Raw genomic sequence first — 21,451 nt, 5'->3', positions numbered from 1 at the left:
GGGTCCTTACTTGGTCTTGGGCGCGAGCGCCTTGGCGGCGAACGTGGCGAGCACGTTCGCCAGCCCGATGATGATGATGAGCGTCAGGGCAGCACCCCAGATGCGGTACTGGCCGGCCTCGTTGGGGTTCGAGAGCTGGTTGTAGATCAGCAGCGGCAGCGAGGCCATGTTGCCCTCGAACACGTCGTAGTTGTAGCGGGCCGTGTAGCCCACGAGGATGAGCACCGGCGCCGTCTCGCCCATCACGCGGGCCAGCGCGAGGAAGATGCCCGAGATCATGCCCGACAGCGCGGTCGGGACCACGACGCTGACGATGGTCTTCCACTTGGGCACGCCCAGCGCGTAGGAGGCCTCCCGGAGTTCATCGGGGACCAGCTTGAGCATCTCCTCGGTCGACCGCACGATGAGCGGCAGCATGAGCAGCACCAGCGCCAGAGCCACGGCGAAGGCGCTGAGGTTGAACTTCAGCACCGAGATCCAGACGCCGAAGATGAAGATGGCAGCCACCACGGACGGGACGCCGGCGAGGACGTCCACCATGAACGTCGTGGGCCTGGCGAGCCTGGAGTCGGGGTACTCGACGAGCATGATGCCCGCGGCGACGCCCAGAGGTATCGAGATGACGGCCGCGATCAGCGCCTGTACGAGGCTGCCGTAGATCGCGTGACCGACCCCGCCCGCCATCGAGGACGGCGCGACGAGATTGAACGAGTTGGTCCACCAGTTCACGTTGATGATCGCGGGGAAACCCGAGACGATCACCTTGAACAGCAGGGCGACCAGGGGGATGACGGCCAGCACGAAGCAGACCGTGAACACCACGGTCGCCGCCTTGTCCTTGATCTTCCGGCCACCGGAGATCGGAAGGAATGTGTCGGCCGGCTTGGCCGGTTTGGCGAGGTCGGGGGTTGCCTGGGACATCAGCCGTTGACCTTTCCACCGGACACCGAGCGCGCGATGAGGTTGACGATGAAGGTGAGGATGAAGAGCACGAGGCCGGCCGCGATGTACGCACCGGTCGGCAGCGGGTGGTTGAACTCGGCGCTACCGGACGCGATCTTGGAGGCGAAGGTGAACCCGCCGTCGAACAGCGACAGTGTGCTGGGCGAACTCGCCGCGCGGAGGATGATCAGGACCGCCACCGTCTCTCCGAGCGCGCGACCGAGGGCGAGCATGGAGCCGGCGATCATCCCCGACTTGGCGTAGGGGAAGCAGGTCATCCGGATCTTCTCCCACTTGGTGGCGCCCAGCGCGAGCGCCGCCTCCTGGTGCAGAGAAGGCGTCTGGCGAATGGTCTCGCGGGACATCGAGGTGATGATCGGCAGGATCATGATCGCCAGGACGACGCCGGCGGTGAAGATGGTGCCGCCGCCGGCGATCGTGACGTTGCCGTCGCCGAACAGGAAGAACCAGTTGAGGTTCTCGTTGAGCCACGTGGCGAACGGGACCATCCACGGCCCCAGGACGAGCAGACCCCACATGCCGTAGATGATCGACGGCACGGCGGCCAGCAGGTCGATGAGGGCCGACAGCGTCCGTGAGAGCCGGGGCGGCGCGTACTGCACCAGGAACGTGGCGATCCCGATGGAGACGGGCACCGCCAGCACCAGGGCGAAGACGGAGCTCAGCACCGTGACCTTGAGCAGGTCGAGGATGCCGAACGACATGTTCTCCGGGTCCGTGGTGTTCCACACGGACGACGTGAAGAAGTTGACGTTGTTCTGCATGAGCGACGGCGTCGCCTGCATGACCAGAACGATCCCGATGAGGGCGATGAGCGCGACGATGACCGCGCCCGCGAAAACGGTGAGCCCGCGGAAGATCGCGTCGATCCTCTGGGACGACCCGGCGTCGCGCAGGCCGCTCCCGCCGCCCGTGTCCGCGTCCGACGCCGGGGCGGTGCCGTCGGCGGGCCCGCCGGACGAGGAGTTCTTGCCGGCGTCACGGTCGACGGATTCGTGAACTGTCATGAGACCTTCAGTCGCTCAGGTGGGAAAGGGGTCGGTCACCGCGCCCGACCGTACAGGGGTGGACGCGGTGACCGGAAATATCAGGAGATTTCGGAGATCGCCGTCACCAGCTTCTCGCGGAACTCGTCGGGCACCGGGATGTAGCCCTCGGGCTCGAGCTGACCCTGGACGTCCTCGGACACCGCGATGTTGAGGAAGGACTTGACGGCCTCGGCGGTCTCGGGATCGCCGTAGGTCGAGCAGACGATCTCGTAGGTCGGCATGATGATCGGGTAGGCGCCCGCGGCCTCGGGGACGTAGAACGACGAGGTGTCGATGACCAGGTCGTTGGAGCCCTCGTTCTTCAGGGTGGCCGAGTCGATCGTGGTGCCGGCGGTCTCGGCGTTGAGCTCGACGCCCTCGGAGTCGGCCGGGGTGATGACCTTGACCATGCCGAGGTCCTGGCTCTTGGCGTAGGACCACTCGGTGTAGGTGATGGTGCCCGGGGTCTGCGCGACGGCGGCGGAGACGCCCTCGTTGCCCTTGGCGCCCTCGCCCGTGCCGCCGTTGAACGTCTTGCCGGCGCCCTCGGTCCACACCTCGGGCGCGGCCGCCTCGAGGTACTTCTGGAAGTTGTCGGTGGTGCCCGACTCGTCCGAGCGGAAGATCACGGTGATGTCCTGGTCGGGCAGCTCGACGCCCTGGTTCTCCTCGGCGATGGCCGGGTCGTTCCAGTTGGTGATCTCGCCCTTGAAGATCTTGGCGAGCGTGTCGGCCGACAGCGCGACCTCGACGCCGTCCAGGTTGTAGGCGATCGCGATCGGGCCGAAGACAGCCGGCAGGTTCCACGCCGGGCCCTCGCACCGCTGCTCGGCCTGCGTGTACTCCTCGTCCTTGAGGGGGGAGTCCGAGCCGCCGAAGTCGGTCTGGCCGCCGATGAACTCCTTGACGCCGGCGCCGGAGCCGTTCGAGTTGTAGTCGAGGGTGTGGCCCTCGCAGCTCATGGCGTAGGAGTTGGCGAAGACGGTCATCGCGTTGTTCTGCGACGAGGCGCCGGAGGCCTTGAGTGCGGCCTTGCCGCCGCACTCCGCGTCGGCGACCTGCTGAGCGGCCTGATCGCCGGAACCGGCATTGTTATCCGAGCAGGCGGCGAGGCCGACCGTCGTGAGGGCAGCGAGGCCGAGCAGAGCACCGGTGCGCTTGAGGTCCACAAAATCTCCTAGGTTCATCCGGCGGGATGCCCCACCGGTTCACGTTCTTGGCGATCTGGTCGCGGGGCCGGACCGCACACACCGGCCCGACGGGGAGAGAACCTAAAGCTCGGACGTGAACAGCCCCGAGGAAGTAGGTGAACCCGAGATGAACTCCCTGTTCGCGCGTAGTTCACCCTGCCCGCGGAGCCCTCCCGGCGAGGCCCCCACCTGGGGTGACACTGAGAACGGGCACCCCCGCCATCCCGGTCATCACCGCGAGGCGTACGTCACATCGCGGTGCTCGACCGTGAATCCGAGACGCTCGTAGGTACTGATCGCCGGGGAGTTGTCACCCTCGACGTAGAGCACCACCGACTCCGCGCCGACGGTGTCCTCGAGGTGCGCGACGCCGAGGGCGGTGAGTAGCCCGCCGAGACCGCGCCCCTGCTCCGCCGGGTCCACCGCGACGACGTAGACCTCGCCCTCCACCGGCTCCCCCGGCTCCGCGACGGTCTTGGTCCAGTGGAACCCGGCCAAGCGCGACCGCGGCCCCGTGACGTCGACGGCCAGGAACACGCCGGCAGGATCGACCCAGTCCACGGCCAGCCGCTCGTCGAGCTGATCACGACTCCAGCCGCCCTGCTCCGGGTGCCACGAGAACGCGGCGTTGTTGACGCGCAGGAACTCCGCCCGTGCGTCCAGGCCCGGCCAGCGCTGCCCGCCCTCGGAGGCGGCGTCGGCGAGCGTGCCGGTCTCGATCCCCTCGGCCGGGCGCTGGTCCGGCAGCGCCGGGACGTCGGCGGCGCGCCTGCGCATCATCAGCAGTTCGCGCGTGCGCGCGAGGCCCATGCCGTCTGCGAGACCCCGCGCGGCCGGCAGATCCCCGTGGGCCCACACGGCGACATCCGGTTCCGCCTCCAGCACCGCGCGCACGAGAGCGGTGCCCAGTCCCCGCCGGCGGTGTCCGGGGTGGACCACCAGCTCGGCGGACGACCCGGGTCCGCTGCCCGTCAGCTGCGCATACCCGGCCGGCCCGTCCGTGCCGGGAGCGCTCGCGAGAAAGTGACGGACCCGGGCGGACGGCGCCCGCAGCGCCCGTAGCGGCTGCTCCCCCAGCGGGGCCACCCCGTCCAGCGTCTCGGCCTCCGCGGCCATCGCCTCCACCCGGTCGGCGGTGGCGGCGTCCATGGATCGTTCATCGACCGTCATGCGTCCCCTCCCTCCTCGCGGCGGTCCGTCGGTCTGACCGCCTTGTACCCGACGTTACGGACCGTGCCGATGAGGGACTCGTGATCCGGGCCCAGCTTGGCGCGCAGGCGCCGGACGTGCACGTCGACCGTGCGCGTGCCGCCGAAGAAGTCGTAGCCCCACACCTCCTGGAGGAGCTGGGCGCGCGAGAACACCCGGCCGGGGTGCTGGCAGAGATGCTTGAGGAGCTCGAATTCCTTGTAGGTGAGGTCCAGGGGCCGGCCCTTGACGCGTGCGACGTAGGTCTCCTCGTCGATCACCAGCTCACCGACCGTGAGCAGGCCGCCGTCGGCCTCGCCCTGCGTGGTGCGGCGCGCGGCCGCCAGTCGGAACCGGGCGTCCACCTCCGCGGGCCCCGTGGTCGGCAGGAGGATGTCGTCCAGTCCCCAGTCGCCACTGACCGCGATCAACCCGCCCTCGGAGACCACCGCGATGACGGCGAGGTCCGCGCCGCCCGCGAGAAGCCTGCACAACGCCCGCGACGCCGCCAGATCACTCCGCGCGTCGACCAGCGCGAGGGCCGCCCCGGAGAGCTCGCCCAACGAGGAGGCGAGCGGCGGGAGCACACGCACCGAGTGCGGGAGCAGAGGCAGTGCCGGGATGACCGCCTCCGGGTCTGCTTCAGCGGCGAGGAGCACTACGTCCATGTCGCTTCCTCTCCATCCGGGGGGCCGAGAGGAATACTAGCGACCTCCACCCCCGAAACAGGGAGTGGAGTACACCTGGAGCCCATGAGGATCCCCCGCCCCGCCGTCGTCGCGGTCGTCGCAGTGGCAACGGTCGCCCTCGGCGCCTTCGTCACGGAGACGGTGCACGCCTCCCGGATCGAGGCGGACCTGTCGACCCGGATCGGCGGCCCCGCGACGCCCGGGTCGGCGCCCCCGTCGGTCATGATCGGCGGCGGTCCGGGGTCGCGATGGGTCGGGCCCGACACTCTCGCGTCCGCGGCGATCCGGATCGAGGGGGTCGAACGGCCGGGTCTCGGCCCCGTCGCCGTCGAGGCGAGGGCCACCGACGTCCTCGTGCCGGACGATCCGGCAGCCCCGCCGATCGCCGGGGAGTCGACGGTCTCGGTCCAGATCACCGGCGACTCACTCGGCCCCGCTCTGGGGATGCGGGACGTGCTGGTCGGCGCCGCCGACGACCCGAGTCTCGCGGGCGGAACCGAACACCGGGCCCGCGTCACGGGGACCCTCGAGGGATCCGACGTCCGCGTCTCGGCGTTCGTCGACCTCGTCGTCGACACCCACGGCGCGCGGCTCGTCCCCGTCGCCCCGGCGACCGGACCCGCGGGGTTCCCCGACGGTGACGGCGAGCTCGCACTGCGCCGGACCGCCCTGACCCTGGAACCCGATGTCCTCCCCCTAGGAGCCACGGTCGACACCCTCACGGTGACCGGCGGCACCATCACCGCCGCCGGCGTCGCCGCGCGCGGCGGAGCGCCGCTCGACGGTCTCGCGCGCCCCGGCCACTAGACTCGGCCGCATGAGTCGCGACGACGTACTGGTCAGCACCAGCTGGGCCTCCTCGCGCCTGGCCGATGACTCGGTGGTCTTCCTCGAGGTCGACGAGGACGTGACGGCGTACCACACCGACGGCCACATCCCGGGCGCCGTCGCCCTCGACTGGCGGACCGAGTTGCAGCAGCAGTACACGCGCGACCTGGTCGACCGCGAACGCTTCGGCGAACTCATGTCCGAGCGGGGCATCAGCCGCGACCACACGATCGTCGTCTACGGCGGCAACCACAACTGGTTCGCGGCCTACGCGTACTGGTACCTGCGCCTGTACGGGCACCGCGACGTCCGACTCCTCGACGGCGGACGCATGCTGTGGGAGCGCGAGGGGCGCCCCCTGGAGACCGAGGCGCCCCGGCGCCCGGTCACCGACTACGTGGCCGACCCCCAGGACCTGTCGATCCGCGCGTTCCGCGACGACGTCCTCGCCGGGCTGGGACGCGACGGCTTCGTGGACGTGCGCTCGGTGGACGAGTACACCGGTCGCCTCGCCGCCCCCGCAGGGCTGCCGCAGGAGGGCGGGCGCCAGCGCGGTCACATCCCGGGCGCGGTCAGCATCCCCTGGAACCGCGCGGTCACCCGCGACGGCACCTTCCGCTCCGACGCGGAACTGCGCGAGATCTACTCGGACGTGCTCGACGACCCCGCTCGGCGCATCGTGGCCTACTGCCGGATCGGTGAGCGGTCCAGCCACACCTGGTTCGTCCTCCACGAGCTCCTCGACCAACCCAACGTCGTCAACTACGACGGCAGCTGGGTCGAGTACGGCTCCCTCATCGGGGTCCCGGTCGAGCGGTGAGACCTCGCGCCCCGCGCGGGTGCGAAGCTGGCTAGTCTCGATCTCATGTCTCTGCTGTCCCGTGCGCTCGGCATGGCCGGGCGGGCCTCGGTGGTCGCCGTCGGCGCCTCCGTCGCCTCCGCAGTCCTCGTGGGTATCGATCAGCGTCGGGGGGCGACCCCGGAGGTACCCGATCACCCCGGCCCGTACTCCCCAGAGGAGCGCGAGGAGGCGGTGCGGATGTACCTCACCGCCCTCACCGCGCCGGCCGCGGCGTTCCGCGTCCCGTTCGCACCCGACTGCGTGCGGCGCGAGAACGGGATCAAGACCGGCTTCAACGCGGCCCAACTCCGCTGGGACCTCCACCTGCACCTGCAGTACTCGGTGATCCGTGAGGTGCGGGACATCGTCCTCACCGTGGACCCCCCGGGCCGGGAGGGCGTCGTACACGCGGAGTTCACGCTCGCGACCGTTCTGGGCGTGAAGGCCAGGGTCTCCGAGGACTTCGTCGTGCCACCCGAGGACTGCCTCATCCACTCGATCGACGCCCGCATCGCAGTGGGCTGAACGCCTCGGGGTTAGAATCAGGCCATGGTGCTCTTCTTCGAGATCCTCCTGGTCCTCTGCACGCTGGCCATCCTGTGGGCCACCTGCTACATCGTCTACCGCACGGTCACCGACGAGTCGTGACGGAAAGCGGCCAGCCGAACGCCGGTGACCCCACGCCGCCCACCCCTGACGGGGTAGGGGGCGAGTCGGTGGTGCGCGGGTCCGGGAACGCTGCCGTCAACGCCGCCGCGCAGCGCTCCGAGGAGACCGCCCGCCGGAACATCCCCGCGTTCTCCGAACTCCCTGTCCCCGAGGACACCGCCAACCTGCGCTTCGGGCCCGACCTCCACCCCGGCCTACTCGCCCTGCTACCCCTCGTGGGTGTCTGGGAGGGCGAGGGCGAGGCGGACACCGAGGACCGCGGTCAGCACCGGTTCGGCCAGCAGGTGGTGGTCTCGCACGACGGCGAGAACTACCTGAGCTGGACGTCCCGCTCGTGGACCTACGACTCCGGAGGCGCCGTGAACGACGCGGCCTACCGCGAGACCGGGTTCTGGAGGATCTCGGCGGACGACCAGCTCGAGTTCCTCGTGGCCCACGCCTCGGGGATCATCGAGATGTACTACGGCACCCCCATCACCCAGTCGGCATGGGAGATGGCCACCGACGTGGTCCTCGCCTCCCCCACCGGCCCCAAGCGGGGCGGCGCCAAGAGGATCTACGGGATCGTCGAGGGCGGCGACCTCGGATGGGTCGAGGAACGGGTCCACCCGGAGAAGGGCCTGGTCCCACACATGTCCGCGCGCCTGCGCCGCGTCGCGGGCTGACCCGAACGGGTCCCGGGCCGCGCAACCGACCCAGCCCCGAGTAGCCGACCCGCCCCGCGTAGCCGACCCGGCCCGTCCCGCGGACTCCGCTCCCGCCCACCCGACCCCGGTCGGGTGGGCGGTTCTCATGCGCGTCCGACCGCGCGATCGACCATCCCGGCGACGTCGATCCCGGGGTCCCCGCCCGGCAGGGTCGTGTCGTCGATCCGGCGGACCCGGGCGTACAGCGTCACGGAGGACAGCAGCCACATCGCGTCGGCCGACACGAGGTCGGTGAGCAGGAGACGCTCGCGCCGCACGGGCACACCATCGCGTGCGGCGACCTCCGCCATCGCGGCCAGGGTCGTGCCCTCCAGGATCCCGACCTCCGCCGGTGGGCTCAGCAGTTCACCGTCGCGAGCGATCACCACCGTCGAGCGCGGCCCTTCGAGAACCTCCCCGTCCGAGGAGAGGTAGACCACGTCGTCGAACCCGGTCGCCGCGGCGTGCCGGAGCGCCGCCATGTTCGTGGCGTACGACAGGGTCTTGGAGCCGATCAGCAGCCACGGAGCGGATCCGGCGGCATCGGAGGCGTACCCCCGACCGAGGGCCGTCACGGCGATCCCCTCCGCCCGCGCCCGGAGCGCGGACCCACTGACGGGCGCGACGGTGATGTACGCGGTCTCCTGCCCGCCCCGCTCCGGTCCACGAGACAGCACCAGGCGCAGCATGGCCTCCGTCCGGGTGTCCCACTCGCGCGCGGCCAGGTCCATTCCGGCCCGCCACGCGGACTCCGAGGGCCCCGTGAGCCCCAACGCGGCCGCCGACCTCGCCAGACGCGCGAGATGCCGCTCGGGCTTGGCCGGGCGGCCTCCCACCACCAGGAGGGTCTCGAAGCACCCGTCCCCCCGGACGGCGGCGAGGTCGTCCGCCAGGAGCAACGGCTCGTCCGCCGGGTGGACCCGTGGCCGCGGCCCCTCCGGTCCGCCGGAGACCAGGACGACGACCCTGGCCTCGTCAGGTCGATCGATCGCCGTTCCCGCTGGAGTGCCCATGGAGCCCACACTACGACCTGGTACGTACACTCGCGATCGTGACCGATCCAGCTGTGCCCGACCGGACCGACAGCCGCTACCGCAGCCCGATCCTGGCCCGCCCCGGAGCGGTGGACGCGAGCGACGACTCCGCTGACGCGGGGGTCCCCCACCACTACGGCGACCCCTTCGTCGAGCAGCGGGCCGCCGACTCCGGGTTCGTGGTCGTCGACCGCTCCCATCGGGATGTCCTGACCATCGGCGGTGGCGAGCGGCTGACGTGGCTCGAGGGGTTCGTCTCCCAGCACGTCGCCGAGATCGGCGACGGCGGCGGCGGCGAGACGCTGGTGCTGGACGCCAACGGGCGGATCGAGCACCACGCCGTGCTCGCCGACGTGGACGCCACGGTGGTCGTGGACACCGAACCCGGTCGGGGCGAGTCGCTGCTGCAGTTCCTCACCAAGATGGTCTTCTGGGCCGATGCGTCCCCCGCGGCCGCCGACCTCGCGGTCCTCACCCTCGCCGGGGCGGGCCTGCCCACGACCCTCACCTCGCCCGACGGCGCCGAGGTCGACCTCCCGACCGGGGACTACGCGAGCGTGGCGCTGCCGGGTGGCGGGATCGCCCGTCGGATGCCGTGGCCCCAGGCCGGCTCGGTCGACCTGGTGGTCCCCCGCCCGGCGCTGACGGCGTGGTTCGCCGCCGCGGTCGACGCGGGCGCCCGGCCCGCGGGCTCCTGGGCGTTCGAGGCGCTGCGTGCGGCCGGGACGACCCCGCCGAGGGGGCGCCTGGGCGTGGACACCGACGAGAAGACGATCCCCCACGAGATCCCCACCTGGATCGGCGGCGTGGCCGAGCGGGGCGCGGTGCACCTGGACAAGGGTTGCTACCGGGGCCAGGAGACGGTGTCCCGGGTCCATAACCTCGGACGCTCCCCCCGCGTCCTCGTGCGGCTGCAGCTGGACGGCTCGAGCGGCGACGACCTGCCCGCGGTGGGCGCCGAGGTCCGCGCGGGTGGCCGCCCGGTCGGCCGCGTGGGCACGGTCGTCCAGCATCACGAGGACGGCCCGGTCGCCCTCGCCCTGTTGAAGCGAGCGGTCCCCATGGACTCGGCCCTCGAGATCGGCGGGGTGGACGCCGCCGTCGATCCCGAGACCGCCCCGCAGGACGGCGGCTCGCAGGCCGGCCGCGAGGCGATCCGTCGGCTCCGCGGCCAGGCCTGACGCCCCCCGCCGGGCCTGACGGCCCCGGCGGCCGGTCCTGACAGACCGCGCGGCTCCTGCCGGGGAGGCGCCGCCCACCCCCGTGTGTGGCCGACCCGCGGGCCGCTCCACGACACCCGGGCGGACATTCCGCGCCGGGCACGCTATCCTGTGGGCAGGCAGATACTCACACTTGCAATGGGCACCCCCGAGGTGGCCCAGCACCGTTTCCGAGGGGGTCAGGTCAATGGGCCGAGGCCGCGCGAAGGCGAAGCAGACCAAGGTCGCTCGCGAACTCAAGTACAACACTCCGCAGACGGACCTAGAACGTCTTCAGCAGGAGTTGTCGGGTGGGGGGTCGTCCATGCGGCTCAGCACCGACGAGGACGACGACCCCTACGGGTCGTGGTCCGACGGCGACACCAGGTACTGACCACTCCCGCTCCCGCCAGACCTCTCGTGGGCCGGGCATCCCCCTACGGATGCCCGGCCCACGTACGTGGCGCGGGCGGGGATAAACCGAGAACCACAGCGACCCGGCCGGAACTGCCCCGGCCGGGTCGCTGTCGTCGTGCAGCCCGCGTGGGGCGGTCAGAACCGCGCGTGTGAGCCCTCGAGCACCACGCGGGGCGCGTCGGCGTCCTCGCCGGCCTTCTCCACGTGGCCGATCACCCAGTTCTCCACGTGGCGGGCGGTGAGGACGGCCTGGGCCCGGTCCACGTCCTCCTCGGGCAGAACTGCGACCATGCCCACGCCCATGTTGAACGTGCGCTCCATCTCCGCCTGCTCGACGCGGCCGTGGTGCGCGATCGTGCCGAACACGGCGGGCACGGGCCACCGACCGCGGTCGAGCCGTGCGACCAGACCGCGTGGCATCACGCGGGCCAGGTTCTCGGCCAGGCCACCGCCGGTGACGTGGCTGAACACGCGGACGTCGGTCTCGGCGATGAGGCTCAGGCAGTCGAGAGCGTAGATCCGCGTCGGCTCGAGCAGCTCCTCGCCCAGCGTGCGGCCGAACTCCTCGACGTGCCCCTCGAGGGGCAGCCGCGCGAGGTCGAGCAGTACGTGCCGGGCCAGGGAGTACCCGTTGGAATGCAGCCCCGAGGAGGCCATTCCGACGATGACGTCGCCCGGCCGGACGTTCTCGGCCTGGAGGATCTCGTCGGCCTCCACGATCCCCACGCCGGTAGCGGAGATGTCGTACTCGCCCGGCGCCATGAGGCCCGGGTGCTCGGCGGTCTCGCCGCCCAGCAGCGCACAGCCGGCGCGGACGCATCCCTCGGCGATGCCCTCGACGATGTCGGCGACGTGCTCGGGGACGACCTTGCCGATCGCGATGTAGTCCTGAAGGAAGAGCGGCTCGGCGCCGCACACCACGAGGTCATCGACCACCATGGCGACCAGGTCGATCCCGACCGTGTTGTGCACGTCCATCGCCTGGGCGACCGCGATCTTGGTGCCGACACCGTCCGTGGACGAGGCGAGCAGCGGCTGGCGGTAGGTGTTCTTCAGTGAGAACAGCCCGGCGAAGCCACCGAGGCCCCCCATCACCTCCGGCCGGGTCGCCCGCTTGGCGTGCGGCGCGAACAGCTCCACCGCGCGCTCACCCGCGTCGATGTCGACGCCGGCGGCGGCGTACGAGGCGCCGGTCGGGGGGTGTGGGTTCTCGGTCATGTGGTGTCTCTCCTCGTCGGCGCCGCTCTCGGGCGCCCGGTGGGGGTCGGCGGTCGACGCCGGTGTCAGAGCCTGTGGACGGCGTCCGCGATCTCGCTGCTGTCCGGGGCCTCGGCGATCTCCAGCTCGCCGACCTCGGCGGCGAGCGCACGCACGGCCGCGCTCATGGCCGAGTCGTCGGGGAGTTCGATGGGATAGTGCCCGTCGAAACACGCCGCGCACAGCTCCTCGCTGCGCTGGCCGCTCGCCTCGATCATCCCGTCGACCGAGACGTACCCGAGGCTGTCCGCGCCGATCGCGCGACGCACTCCCTCGAGCATCCCGTCCGACGCGTCGACGCCGTTGGCGATAAGTTCCGCCGGGCTGGCGAAGTCGATGCCGTAGAAGCACGGCCAGCGCACCGGCGGCGAGGCGATCCGGACGTGCACCTCGAGGGCGCCCGCCTCGCGCAGCATCCGCACCAGGGCACGCTGCGTGTTGCCCCGGACGATCGAGTCGTCCACCACCACCAGGCGTTGCCCCCGGATCACCTCGCGCAGGGGGTTGAGTTTGAGGCGGATGCCCAGCTGACGAATGGTCTGGCTGGGCTGGATGAACGTGCGGCCCACGTAGGCGTTCTTCGTGAGCCCCTGCGCGAACGGGATGCCCGAGCCCTGGGCGTACCCGACGGCCGCCGGCGTGCCGGACTCGGGCACCGGGATGACCAGGTCGCCGTCGGCGGGGTGTTCACGGGCCAGCCGGCGACCGATCTCGACGCGGGCGGAGTTGACCAGACGCTGGTTGATCACCGAGTCCGGCCGGGCCAGGTAGACGTACTCGAAGACGCACGTCTTGGGGGTCGGGGGCGAGAGCTTGCGGGACCGTACACCGTCGGCGTCGATCGCGATGAGCTCTCCGGGCTCGATGTCGCGGACGAACGAGGCGCCCACGATGTCCAGGGCGGAGGTCTCCGAGGAGACGACCCACCCGCGCTCCAGGCGACCGAGCGCCAGCGGGCGGACCCCGTGCGGGTCACGCGCCGCGTACAGGGTGTTCTCGTCGGAGAAGGTGAGGCAGTAGGCACCCCGCAGGTGCGGGAGCAGGCGGGCGGCGGCCTCCTCGAGCCCGCCCTCCCGCGCCTCGTGCGCGAGCAGGGTCGAGATGATGTCGGAGTCCGAGTGCGCGCTGTCCTCGGTGTACCCGCGGATGCCCAGCTCGGTGGCGTGCCGCTTGAGCTCGCGGGTGTTGACGAGGTTGCCGTTGTGCCCGAGGACCACGGAACCGCCCTCGGTGGTGGGGCGGAACATCGGCTGGGCGTTGTCCCAGCTCGCCGCGCCCGTGGTCGAGTACCGGCAGTGGCCGATCGCGACGTGGCCGTGCATCGACTCGAGCGTCTTCTCGTCGAAGACCTGGCTCACGAGGCCGAGGTCCTTGTAGACGAGGACCTGCTCGCCGTCGGCGACGGCGATACCGGCCGCCTCCTGGCCGCGGTGCTGTAGCGCGTACAGGCCGTAGTAGGTGAGTTTGGCGACGTCCTCGCCGGGGGCCCACACCCCGAAGACGCCGCACTCCTCGACGGGGCCGATCCGTTCGGTGTCGATCGGCAGACCCGCCGGTCCGGGCGCGGACGGGTCCGGCAGCCCGAGCCCCACGGCTGCGGGGACGCCGGTACGGCGCAGTGCCCCGGACGGTGCCGGACGTGACGACGTGCTCTCCACCAGCTGGTGCTCCCTCACGGCTTTCGGGACTCCCCGCCCGGACGGACCCCGACGGTGTGTGCTGCAAGTCTACGTTCCCCGACCCCCGTGACCCCAAAGCCAGCGGCGGCACCCCCTCCAGCCGGCCGGCGAGCGGACCACCCGAGGGCCGCGGTCACGCCCGGCGGACGACGGGCAGGCCCGCGGCGACCGCCGCCGCCCGCGTCCCCGAGGCCCGCACCCGGCCCTCGGCGACGGCGGTCTCCCACGTCACCCGGCCGGTGGCCAGCTGCAGCCACGTCCGCGGGTCCGTCTCGACGACGTTGGGCGGGCTCCCCCGCGTGTGCCTCGGCCCCTCGACGCACTGCGCGGCGGCGTACGGCGGCACACGGACCTCCACCGACCGCCCCGGCAGCTCGGCCGCGAGGCTCTCCACGGTGCCGCGGACCGCCGCCGCGAGGGCCGACCGACCAGGTCTGGCGTTCGTCTCGTCGTCGTCGAGCCAGGGGGCCACCTCCTCGACGGCCGCCCGCACCGCCGCGGCGTCGGGGACGCGGCTCACGCCCGGGCCCCCGCGCCCGCCGGCAGGGCTCGCCGGCGCGCGCGCCGCTCCTGCGCGGTGCGTCGGCTCCACGTGCGCGCGGGCCGACTGGTGAGCAACAACAAAATGAGAACGTTCACGGCCAGGACAGGATAGCCCCCGAGGAAAGTGTCCTGTTCGGCCTCGGTGGTCAGGCGGCCGTACTCGGTGGAGATCGTGCTGACCACCGTCATCGTCAGCAGCCACACGCGCGGCCGCGCGTACCCCAGCCACGTGAGCAACGCGAGGACGGCCATCGCCCCGTACACGGCGCCGATGAACACCGCGAGCGCCATGACGGCCGGGACGACCTCGGACTCGTCCAGGCCGGCGAACTCCTCGAGGTCGGCCCCGCCCAGCACGTCGCGCAGCGCGAGGACGGTGAGGACGAGCACGGTCACCGCGACCAGCGCGCATCCCGCCGTCAGCGCGGCGGGGCGCGGCAGGTGCCCGGGGTCGGGGGCCGCGTCATCGGCCGGGCGGTCCGGGTCGCCCGACGCGATCCCGCCCTCGGCCCGGGGGTCGTCGTATCCGCGCGCCGCCCGGACGACCCCGGGCGGCAGCTCCGCCGCCGACACGTCGGGCACGGGCACGGCGCGCAGGTCCACGACCGGCAGGTCACCGTCGGTGCGGATCGCGTCGCCACCGCCGTTGCGGGAGTGGTAACCGGCCGAGAAGTTCTCCAGCACCCGCACCCCCGCCTCGGGCACGTGGTAGCGGATCGAGTCGACGATGTAATCCCGCTCGACGTCGATGTCCGCGTCGATCTTGTGGGTGACCTGGAGCGTGAACAGCGACAGGCCCACCGCGCGGTCGTACGTGCCGGCGCCCAGCCACTGCACCCGGTGACCGCCCGGCAGGAGCCAGCCGTCGGGGCAGCGCCAGAACCGGACGTGGTGCCGCCGGGACGCGTTGCCCTCGACCTCCTGCTGGTAGGCCAGGCAATGCCGCCGGCCGAAGAGCGTGAGGGGACTCACCGGCGCGGACGGGTACGACCGCCGCAGCACCGACGAGACGACGATGCCCCACGAGGACCTGACGGTGACGTCGTCGGCCAGCACCCAGCCGCAGGCCGTCATCGCCTCGTGGATCTGCCGCGCCGTGCCGTCCACCGCGAGGTTCACCGGATCCCCCAGCAGGCCGTCGGAGGTACGGGTGCGCGCGATGAAGTAGCCGGGCACGTACACCGACGTGAGGAGGGTCTGCAGCCGCGGCAACACCAGGTAGGCGACCAGCGCCCAGAACGGGACGAGCAGAAACAAGTGCCACCACGCGTGGCGCCACACGTCGTCCAGGAGCCGCCAGCCCAACCACGCCGCCGCGACCGTGGCCAGGGCGAAGAACACGGTGTCCACCACGGTTCCCGGCAGCGGCGGCCGCACCGTGTCGTCGCGGACCTTCGTCGGTGGACTGACGTAGACGGGCGGCCCGGCGGGGACCTGCTCGTCCCGGGACGCGGCCGGGGAGGTGGTCGGGGTCGCGGGCGGGGCGGCGGGGGCGGCGTCGCCGCCGGCAGCCGACGCCGTGCGCTCGCTGGTGGACATGGCTCGACGATAGCGTCCGGTACGACCCGCCGGACCGCGGATCGCTGCGAGAATATCGCCGTGCCCACGCCCGATCCGACGCCCGCGAGCAGCCTGCCCGCACACGAGGACCACCTGCGTGCGCTGGGCCTGCCGCTCATGATCGCCCCCTCGACCCGACGCCGCGAGGTCCTGTCCCGGTCCGCCGGCGTCAGCGCCGCGCTCGCCGTCGCCGGAACCGGCCTCGCGGCCGCCGACCGGTCGAACGACTACACGACCGCCCTCCTCGAGCGTGTCGGCCCGGACTCGGATCCCGAGCTGCTCGCCGCCCCCGAGCCGATCGTCCAGCTGCTCCTGCTCGCGATCGCGCTCGTGGCGATCGCCCCGCTCGTGGGGTGGCTGGTGTCGAAGACGGCCCGACGCGCCGGCCCGGCGACCGGCTCCGCCCTCGGACTGGTGTCGCTGATCGCCCTCGTCGTCGTCCCCCACGTCGCCTTCGACCCGCACGACGGCCCCTCCCACCGCACCACCCTCCTCGCCGCGGCCGCGGTGCTCGTCGGGACCTACACCGGGCTCGGGTCGCTCGTGCGCTGGTCGGCGCGCCGCGTGCGCCGGGAACTGACGACGACGGGGCCGATGGTCGCGCGCGTGCTGCCGATCCTCATGCTGGCGGTCCTGTTCCTGTTCTTCAGCGTGGAGATCTGGCAGGTCATGGTGGAACTGTCCTGGCCGCGCACCGTCGCCGTGCTGGGCGTCGTCGTGGCCCTCACCGTCCTGCTGGTCGGCATCTCGACGCGCGACGACATCCTCCACGAGCTCCGGGACCGCGGACCCGAGCACCCGCTGCGCCGCGGCGAGCGGATCAACCTCGTGTTGGTGCCGGTCGTGGCGACCCTCATCCAGGCGGCGCTGTTCGCCACGCTCGTGTTCTTCTTCCTCACGCTCGGCTGGATCGCGGTGCCCGACATCACGGAGACCCGGTGGACGCTGCGCCCCCTGAACGACACGGGCGGCCTGCTGTTCGGACTCCCTGTGAGTGTGACCCTGGTGCGGGTGTCGCTGATGCTGGCGGTGTTCTCCGCGCTCAACCTGGCCGCCGCGGCGGCCTCCGACGCCGCGCACAAGGCGCGGTTCGTGCGTCCGATGCTCGACGAGGTGGTCCGTGGCCTCGCCGCGCGGGAGGCCTACCTGAGGGCACGACGACGAGGAGGACGCTGAGCCCGGACGCCCTGACGGGCCGTCAGGGCGTTCGGAGGTCCCGGGCCCGCAGCCGGGCCGTCACGATCACGGCGGCGATCACGACCGCCGCGGCCAGGGCCAACGCGTCGGCCCCCATGACCACGTGCAGCAGGGCCCCCGCCACGCCGCCCAGCACGAGCGCCGACCACAGCGCCACCTGCTGGCGGTACGGCGCCCACGAGCCGCCGGCCAGCGCGTCGACCAGGCGGTGGGCGGACTTGACCACCGCACCCGTCATGTAGGTCACGCCCAGCGAGACCTCGCCGCCGGAGTGGAACACCGAGTTCATGGCGCCCATCGCCGTGGCCGCGACCGCCACCGACAGCGGCACCGCGAGGACCTCGACGGTGGTGAGCCGCTGCGCCACGAGAGCCGCCACCAGCAGCGCCGCGACGAGGGTGAGGACGGCCGGCCGGTCGTCGAGGTTGCGGCGGCGCGTGACGACCGCGCCGGCCACCGCGCCGGTGAAGAACGACACCAGCACGACGGCCGCGATGCCGGCGGCGCCGAGGTCGCCGTCCGCGAGCGAGACGACCATGCGCGTGGAGTTGCCGCTCATGAACGACACGAAGTAGCCGCCCACCACGAGGAACCCGACCGCGTCGACGAACCCGGCCGTGCCGGCGAGCACCACGGCGAGCACCCGTTCGCGTCTCCGCAGATCACGCATGCGCCCGCCTACCCCCGGCCCGGCCGTCGACGGCGACCGTCAGACGGGGTCGACGCCGAACAGCGCCGGCAGCGTCCCCTCGTGTGCCTCGCGCAGCTCGTCGATCGTCAGCGTGAACTGGCCCTGCACCTCGAACGTGCTCGGGTCCGGGTCGGTCACGCCGATTCGGGCATGCGGGATGTTCTGCGCGGTGAGCATCTGCTGGAAGCGGATCTCCTCGCCGCGCGGCACCGAGACGATGACGCGGCCCGAGGACTCGGAGAACAGCCACACGAACGGGTCCGCGCCCTCCGGCAGCACGATGCGCATGCCGCACTCCCCCGCCAGCGCCGACTCGACCAGCGCCTGGGCGAGGCCTCCCTCGGACAGGTCGTGGGCACCGGTGATCAGCCCGTCCTTGGAGCAGGTCGCCATGATGCGGGCGAGCGTGGACTCCCACGTCAGGTCCACGGTCGGGGGCGTCCCGCCGAGGTGGTCGTGGGCGACCTGGGCCCAGATGGAACCGTCGAACTCGTCGCGGGTCACGCCCAGCAGGTAGATGCTCTCGCCGGGGGTGTCGCCGAACGCGGTGGGCGTGCGGCGCGCGACGTCGTCGATCACGCCGAGCACCCCCACGACGGGCGTCGGCAGGATCGGCGTGGTCCCGGTCTGGTTGTAGAAGGACACGTTGCCGCCGGTGACGGGGATCCCCAGCTCGGCGCACCCGTCGGCGAGCCCGTGGACGGCCTCGCGGAACTGCCACATCACACCCGGGTCCTCGGGCGAGCCGAAGTTGAGGCAGTTGGTCACCGCGACCGGGGTCGCGCCGGTGACGGCGACGTTGCGGTAGGCCTCCGCCAGCGCGAGCCGGGCGCCCGTGTACGGGTCGAGCCGGGTGTAGCGGCCCGAGGCGTCGGTCGACAGGGCGATGCCGCGGCCGGACTCCTCGTCGATGCGAAGGACGCCGCCGTCGGCGTACTCCGCGAGGATCGTGTTGCCGCGCACGTAGCGGTCGTACTGCTCGGTGATGAACTTGCGCGAACACAGGGCGGGGCTGGAGATCATGTCCAGCAGGGTCTGCCGCAGCTCGTCACCGGTGGCCGGGCGGGCGAGGCCGGCGGTGGTGTCGGCCTGCAGGGCGTCCTGGTCGGCCGGGCGCTCGACGGGGCGCTCGTAGACCGGTCCCTCGTCGGCCAGCGACTCCGGCGGGGCGTCCACGACGATCTCGCCGCGGAACTCGATGGTGAGGCGGTCACCGTCCGTGACCTCGCCGATGTCGGCGGCCAGCACGTCCCAGCGGCGGCACACCTCCATGAACGCGTCGACGTTCTCCGGGGCCACCACGGCGCACATGCGCTCCTGCGACTCGGACGACAGGATCTCCGCGGCGCTCATGCCCTCGGCGCGCAGCGGGACGTTGTCCAGCACGATGTGCATGCCTCCGTCACCGGCCGCGGCCAGCTCAGAGGTCGCACACGCCAGGCCGGCGCCGCCGAGGTCCTGGATGCCCACGACGAGCTTCTCGCGGTACAGCTCGAGGCAGCACTCGATGAGCACCTTCTCCATGAACGGGTCACCCACCTGGACGCTGGGCAGCTTGCGCGGCTTCACGGGCGCGCCGTCCTCGCCCACGTCGAAGGTCTCCGACGCCAGGACCGACACGCCGCCGATCCCGTCTAGACCCGTGCGGGCGCCGAACAGGATGATGCGGTTGCCCGTGCCCGACGCGAACGCCAGGTGCAGGTCCTCCACCCGCATGACGCCCGCACACAGGGCGTTGACGAGCGGGTTGCCGGCGTAGGACTCGTCGAACACCGTCTCGCCACCGATGTTGGGCAGGCCCAGGCAGTTGCCGTAGCCACCGACGCCGGCCACGACGCCGGGCAGCACCCGGTGCGTGTCGTCGGCGTCCGCGGGCCCGAAGCGCAGCTGGTCCATCACGGCCACCGGCCGCGCGCCCATCGCCATGATGTCGCGGACGATCCCGCCGACGCCGGTCGCGGCGCCCTGGTAGGGCTCGATGTACGAGGGGTGGTTGTGCGACTCCACCTTGAAGGTCACGGCCCAGCCGTCGCCGATGTCGACGACGCCGGCGTTCTCGCCGATGCCGGCGAGCATGGTGGACCTCATCTCGTCGGTGGTGGTCTCACCGAAGTACTTCAGGTGCACCTTGGAGGACTTGTAGGAGCAGTGCTCCGACCACATGACCGAGTACATGGCCAACTCGGCGTCCGTGGGGCGGCGCCCCAGGATCTCGCGGATGCGGGCGTACTCGTCCTCCTTGAGTCCGAGTTCGGCCCACGGCTGGGCGAGCTCGGGGGTGGAAGAGGCGTGCGAGATGGAGTCCACGTGAGAGGTCACGGGGCCGAGTCTAGTCGGAGCCCACCGGCGGGCGAATCCGCTCCCGTGCCCCGTGACCGGCGCGGCATCCGACTAGGTGGACAGGACCTCGAACGTCAGGCCGCCGCGCTGCACCCGCTCGAGGAGCGCGTCGCCCATCGCCTGCGCGGTGGTGAGCTGACCGGAGAGCGCGGGCAGGTCGTCGAACGCCAGGCACAACGCCGACTCGGCCAACATCATGGACGTCTCCGTGTAGCCCGGGTCCCCGCCCGAGACGCGGGTGACGACCCGCCGCCCACCGGCCAGGGCGACGAAGGTGACGTCGAACGACGAGCGGGCCCGGCGGGACTCGCTCGGCCCGGCGCCGCGGTCGATCCGCTTGAGGATCTGCGACCGGATCGGGCCGACCTGGGACCCCACCGCCAGCGCGCCCACTCCGACCATCCCGGCGACCGCGGTGACGGGCGAGCCGACCGAGGCGTAGTGCGAGTAGGTGAAGTCGGGGCCGTAGCTGTCCAGCGCGGCGGCCGAGCGCAGGATGACCTGCGGGTCGATGGTCGGCAGCGGCACGAGCCACCGGCCCAGCACGCTGTCGTGGTGGGGCTTACCCGTGACCGACTTGATCCGCCGGCCGGCAACCCGCCCCTCCTTCTGCCGCCGCCGCGCGGCCGTCTTCGCGGCCTCGCGCAGTCGGGCGAACTGGCCGATCGCCGAGTGGAACGTCCCGCCCGAGAACCGGGCGTCCGCGTGGACCGCCCCGTAGACGACCGCGGGCACGCCCTCGGGCACGTGCTTCATGGTGTAGAACACGCCCATGTCGTGCGGGATCGAGTCGAAGCCGCAGGCGTGGACGATCCGGGCCCCGGAGGCGACCGCCGCGTCGTTGTGTTCGAGGTACATACGGTCGACGAACTCGGGCTCGCCGGTCAGGTCCACGTAGTCGGTGCCGACCTCGGCGCAGGCGGCCACGAGCGGCTCGCCGTGTTCGAGGTAGGGACCGACCGTGGTGATGACGACGCGGGCCGACAGCGCCATCTCGACCAGCGACCGCGCATCCTCGGTGTCCGCGACCACGACGCCCGGAGCGGGGACGTCCGGCATCTCGGACGCCAGGCGGGCGACGAGGGCGTCCAGCTTGGTCCGGTTGCGCCCGGCCACGGCCCACGAGCCGCCCTCGGGCAGGTTCCGCATCAGGTACTCGGCCACCAGTCCCCCGGTGAACCCGGTCGCGCCGTAGAGGACGATGTCGAACGGGCGATCGGCCTTGTCGGACGGGGACGCGGGCTGGATGCTGGATTCGCTCATTCCACGGTTGTACCGCAATCAGGCCCTTCGTGACCGGGCCCCGATCTCGCCCGCGTGTCTGCCGTGGCAGCCACCGAGTGCGGCGGCCGCGCACGTAGTCGGCCCCTCGCTGCGAAGATCGCGCTGTCAACCCTTCGCGGCGACACCTTCAAATGGTCGTAACCACGCAGGCGATGGTCGTAACCATGT

The 21,451-nt window shown here is 71.9% G+C and carries 20 protein-coding genes; 7 read left to right on the top strand and 13 right to left on the bottom strand.

The genetic code is table 11. The features are described 5' to 3' along the window. Positions 1-6 precede the first annotated feature (6 nt). From pstA to DPA01S_RS10510, 5 genes are all read right to left on the bottom strand, one after another. On the bottom strand, positions 7-921 hold the full coding sequence (gene pstA, locus DPA01S_RS10530) for a phosphate ABC transporter permease PstA (RefSeq protein ID WP_061228991.1): 915 nt from the start codon (positions 919-921) through the stop codon (positions 7-9). Next, on the bottom strand, positions 921-1,970 hold the full coding sequence (gene pstC / locus DPA01S_RS10525; protein WP_106385696.1) for a phosphate ABC transporter permease subunit PstC: 1,050 nt from the start codon (positions 1,968-1,970) through the stop codon (positions 921-923). Before pstC ends, pstA begins: the two co-directional genes overlap by 1 nt. Before the next feature lie 80 nt (positions 1,971-2,050). Further along, positions 2,051-3,160: a phosphate ABC transporter substrate-binding protein PstS gene (pstS, locus tag DPA01S_RS10520; protein ID WP_106385695.1), complete on the bottom strand. Its 1,110-nt coding sequence runs from the start codon at positions 3,158-3,160 to the stop codon at positions 2,051-2,053. Between the two features lie 252 nt (positions 3,161-3,412). Further along, positions 3,413-4,351: a mycothiol synthase gene (gene mshD, locus DPA01S_RS10515; RefSeq protein WP_061228993.1), complete on the bottom strand. Its 939-nt coding sequence runs from the start codon at positions 4,349-4,351 to the stop codon at positions 3,413-3,415. Further along, positions 4,348-5,037, bottom strand: a complete 690-nt coding sequence (locus tag DPA01S_RS10510; RefSeq protein ID WP_007632135.1) for a winged helix-turn-helix domain-containing protein — start codon at positions 5,035-5,037, stop codon at positions 4,348-4,350. The genes mshD and DPA01S_RS10510 overlap by 4 nt, the downstream gene beginning before the upstream one ends. 84 nt (positions 5,038-5,121) lie before the next feature. Between DPA01S_RS10510 and DPA01S_RS10505 the strand changes: the two genes are divergently transcribed. The 4 genes from DPA01S_RS10505 (at position 5,122) to DPA01S_RS10490 (ending at position 8,061) form a co-directional block, all read left to right on the top strand. After that, the gene (locus DPA01S_RS10505) at positions 5,122-5,865 is read left to right on the top strand and encodes a DUF2993 domain-containing protein (RefSeq protein WP_061228994.1); all 744 of its coding nucleotides are present in this window, start codon (positions 5,122-5,124) and stop codon (positions 5,863-5,865) included. A gap of 10 nt (positions 5,866-5,875) precedes the next feature. Continuing rightward, a complete protein-coding gene (locus DPA01S_RS10500) occupies positions 5,876-6,706 on the top strand; it encodes a sulfurtransferase (protein WP_061228995.1) in 831 nt (276 codons plus the stop codon). Between the two features lie 45 nt (positions 6,707-6,751). After that, complete coding sequence (locus tag DPA01S_RS10495; protein ID WP_061916075.1) at positions 6,752-7,252, top strand: DUF8021 domain-containing protein; 501 nt, start codon at positions 6,752-6,754, stop codon at positions 7,250-7,252. A gap of 119 nt (positions 7,253-7,371) precedes the next feature. Continuing rightward, positions 7,372-8,061, top strand: a complete 690-nt coding sequence (locus DPA01S_RS10490) for a heme-binding beta-barrel domain-containing protein (protein WP_174521546.1) — start codon at positions 7,372-7,374, stop codon at positions 8,059-8,061. Between the two features lie 125 nt (positions 8,062-8,186). Here the strand turns inward: DPA01S_RS10490 and DPA01S_RS10485 are convergent, their stop codons facing one another. Then, positions 8,187-9,095: an aminodeoxychorismate lyase gene (locus DPA01S_RS10485; protein WP_061229021.1), complete on the bottom strand. Its 909-nt coding sequence runs from the start codon at positions 9,093-9,095 to the stop codon at positions 8,187-8,189. Between the two features lie 38 nt (positions 9,096-9,133). On the opposite strand from DPA01S_RS10485, the gene ygfZ reads away from it, so the two are divergent. Together ygfZ and DPA01S_RS10475 are read left to right on the top strand one after the other, a co-directional pair. Continuing rightward, positions 9,134-10,297 carry a CAF17-like 4Fe-4S cluster assembly/insertion protein YgfZ gene (ygfZ, locus tag DPA01S_RS10480; protein ID WP_082767723.1) on the top strand — a complete coding sequence of 388 codons (1,164 nt, stop codon included), beginning with the start codon at positions 9,134-9,136 and terminating at the stop codon, positions 10,295-10,297. A 226-nt stretch (positions 10,298-10,523) separates the two neighbouring features. Next, positions 10,524-10,709, top strand: coding sequence for a DUF3073 domain-containing protein (locus tag DPA01S_RS10475; RefSeq protein ID WP_007630683.1), 186 nt, complete (start codon positions 10,524-10,526; stop codon positions 10,707-10,709). 158 nt (positions 10,710-10,867) lie between these two features. Here DPA01S_RS10475 and purM read toward each other — a convergent pair whose 3' ends face one another. The 4 genes from purM to DPA01S_RS10455 form a co-directional block, all read right to left on the bottom strand. Next, positions 10,868-11,950 (bottom strand): phosphoribosylformylglycinamidine cyclo-ligase, encoded by a 1,083-nt coding sequence (purM, locus tag DPA01S_RS10470; RefSeq protein WP_061228999.1) that lies wholly within the window; start codon positions 11,948-11,950, stop codon positions 10,868-10,870. Between the two features lie 65 nt (positions 11,951-12,015). Further along, entirely contained in the window at positions 12,016-13,569 is a 1,554-nt protein-coding gene (gene purF / locus DPA01S_RS10465; RefSeq protein WP_061229022.1) for an amidophosphoribosyltransferase, read from the bottom strand. A gap of 232 nt (positions 13,570-13,801) precedes the next feature. After that, the gene (locus tag DPA01S_RS10460; RefSeq protein ID WP_061229023.1) at positions 13,802-14,188 is read right to left on the bottom strand and encodes a sterol carrier family protein; all 387 of its coding nucleotides are present in this window, start codon (positions 14,186-14,188) and stop codon (positions 13,802-13,804) included. Beyond that, a complete protein-coding gene (locus DPA01S_RS10455; protein WP_219930784.1) occupies positions 14,185-15,750 on the bottom strand; it encodes an LssY C-terminal domain-containing protein in 1,566 nt (521 codons plus the stop codon). The genes DPA01S_RS10460 and DPA01S_RS10455 overlap by 4 nt, the downstream gene beginning before the upstream one ends. Positions 15,751-15,810: 60 nt before the next feature. Here DPA01S_RS10455 and DPA01S_RS10450 point away from each other — a divergent pair, with 60 nt between their 5' ends. After that, positions 15,811-16,947 carry a hypothetical protein gene (locus DPA01S_RS10450; protein WP_061229024.1) on the top strand — a complete coding sequence of 379 codons (1,137 nt, stop codon included), beginning with the start codon at positions 15,811-15,813 and terminating at the stop codon, positions 16,945-16,947. Between the two features lie 22 nt (positions 16,948-16,969). Here the strand turns inward: DPA01S_RS10450 and DPA01S_RS10445 are convergent, their stop codons facing one another. The 3 genes from DPA01S_RS10445 to DPA01S_RS10435 all read right to left on the bottom strand — a co-directional run bounded on the left by DPA01S_RS10445 (position 16,970) and on the right by DPA01S_RS10435 (position 21,262). After that, on the bottom strand, positions 16,970-17,638 hold the full coding sequence (locus tag DPA01S_RS10445) for a YoaK family protein (protein ID WP_061229000.1): 669 nt from the start codon (positions 17,636-17,638) through the stop codon (positions 16,970-16,972). A 39-nt stretch (positions 17,639-17,677) separates the two neighbouring features. Then, positions 17,678-19,978: a phosphoribosylformylglycinamidine synthase subunit PurL gene (purL, locus tag DPA01S_RS10440; RefSeq protein WP_061916072.1), complete on the bottom strand. Its 2,301-nt coding sequence runs from the start codon at positions 19,976-19,978 to the stop codon at positions 17,678-17,680. Positions 19,979-20,050: 72 nt separating this feature from the next. Continuing rightward, complete coding sequence (locus tag DPA01S_RS10435; protein WP_061916069.1) at positions 20,051-21,262, bottom strand: saccharopine dehydrogenase family protein; 1,212 nt, start codon at positions 21,260-21,262, stop codon at positions 20,051-20,053. Between the last annotated feature and the right edge of the window lie 189 nt (positions 21,263-21,451).

The organism is Dietzia papillomatosis NBRC 105045 (assembly GCF_001570845.1).
Classification (GTDB): domain Bacteria; phylum Actinomycetota; class Actinomycetes; order Mycobacteriales; family Mycobacteriaceae; genus Dietzia; species Dietzia cinnamea.
The sequence above is the reverse complement of the archived record's forward strand: the minus strand, read 5'-3'. Positions and strand labels throughout refer to the sequence as shown.

What these genes read in the sequence shown, in the direction of transcription:
- pstC (WP_106385696.1), bottom strand. Translation starts at nt 1,970, where the DNA reads ATGACAGTTCACGAATCCGTCGACCGTGACGCCGGCAAGAACTCCTCG.
- DPA01S_RS10435 (WP_061916069.1), bottom strand. Translation starts at nt 21,262, where the DNA reads ATGAGCGAATCCAGCATCCAGCCCGCGTCCCCGTCCGACAAGGCCGAT.
- DPA01S_RS10455 (WP_219930784.1), bottom strand. Translation starts at nt 15,750, where the DNA reads ATGTCCACCAGCGAGCGCACGGCGTCGGCTGCCGGCGGCGACGCCGCC.
- DPA01S_RS10445 (WP_061229000.1), bottom strand. Translation starts at nt 17,638, where the DNA reads ATGCGTGATCTGCGGAGACGCGAACGGGTGCTCGCCGTGGTGCTCGCC.
- purM (WP_061228999.1), bottom strand. Translation starts at nt 11,950, where the DNA reads ATGACCGAGAACCCACACCCCCCGACCGGCGCCTCGTACGCCGCCGCC.
- mshD (WP_061228993.1), bottom strand. Translation starts at nt 4,351, where the DNA reads ATGACGGTCGATGAACGATCCATGGACGCCGCCACCGCCGACCGGGTG.
- DPA01S_RS10495 (WP_061916075.1), top strand. Translation starts at nt 6,752, where the DNA reads ATGTCTCTGCTGTCCCGTGCGCTCGGCATGGCCGGGCGGGCCTCGGTG.
- DPA01S_RS10485 (WP_061229021.1), bottom strand. Translation starts at nt 9,095, where the DNA reads ATGGGCACTCCAGCGGGAACGGCGATCGATCGACCTGACGAGGCCAGG.
- DPA01S_RS10505 (WP_061228994.1), top strand. Translation starts at nt 5,122, where the DNA reads ATGAGGATCCCCCGCCCCGCCGTCGTCGCGGTCGTCGCAGTGGCAACG.
- DPA01S_RS10500 (WP_061228995.1), top strand. Translation starts at nt 5,876, where the DNA reads ATGAGTCGCGACGACGTACTGGTCAGCACCAGCTGGGCCTCCTCGCGC.
- DPA01S_RS10510 (WP_007632135.1), bottom strand. Translation starts at nt 5,037, where the DNA reads ATGGACGTAGTGCTCCTCGCCGCTGAAGCAGACCCGGAGGCGGTCATC.
- DPA01S_RS10475 (WP_007630683.1), top strand. Translation starts at nt 10,524, where the DNA reads ATGGGCCGAGGCCGCGCGAAGGCGAAGCAGACCAAGGTCGCTCGCGAA.
- pstA (WP_061228991.1), bottom strand. Translation starts at nt 921, where the DNA reads ATGTCCCAGGCAACCCCCGACCTCGCCAAACCGGCCAAGCCGGCCGAC.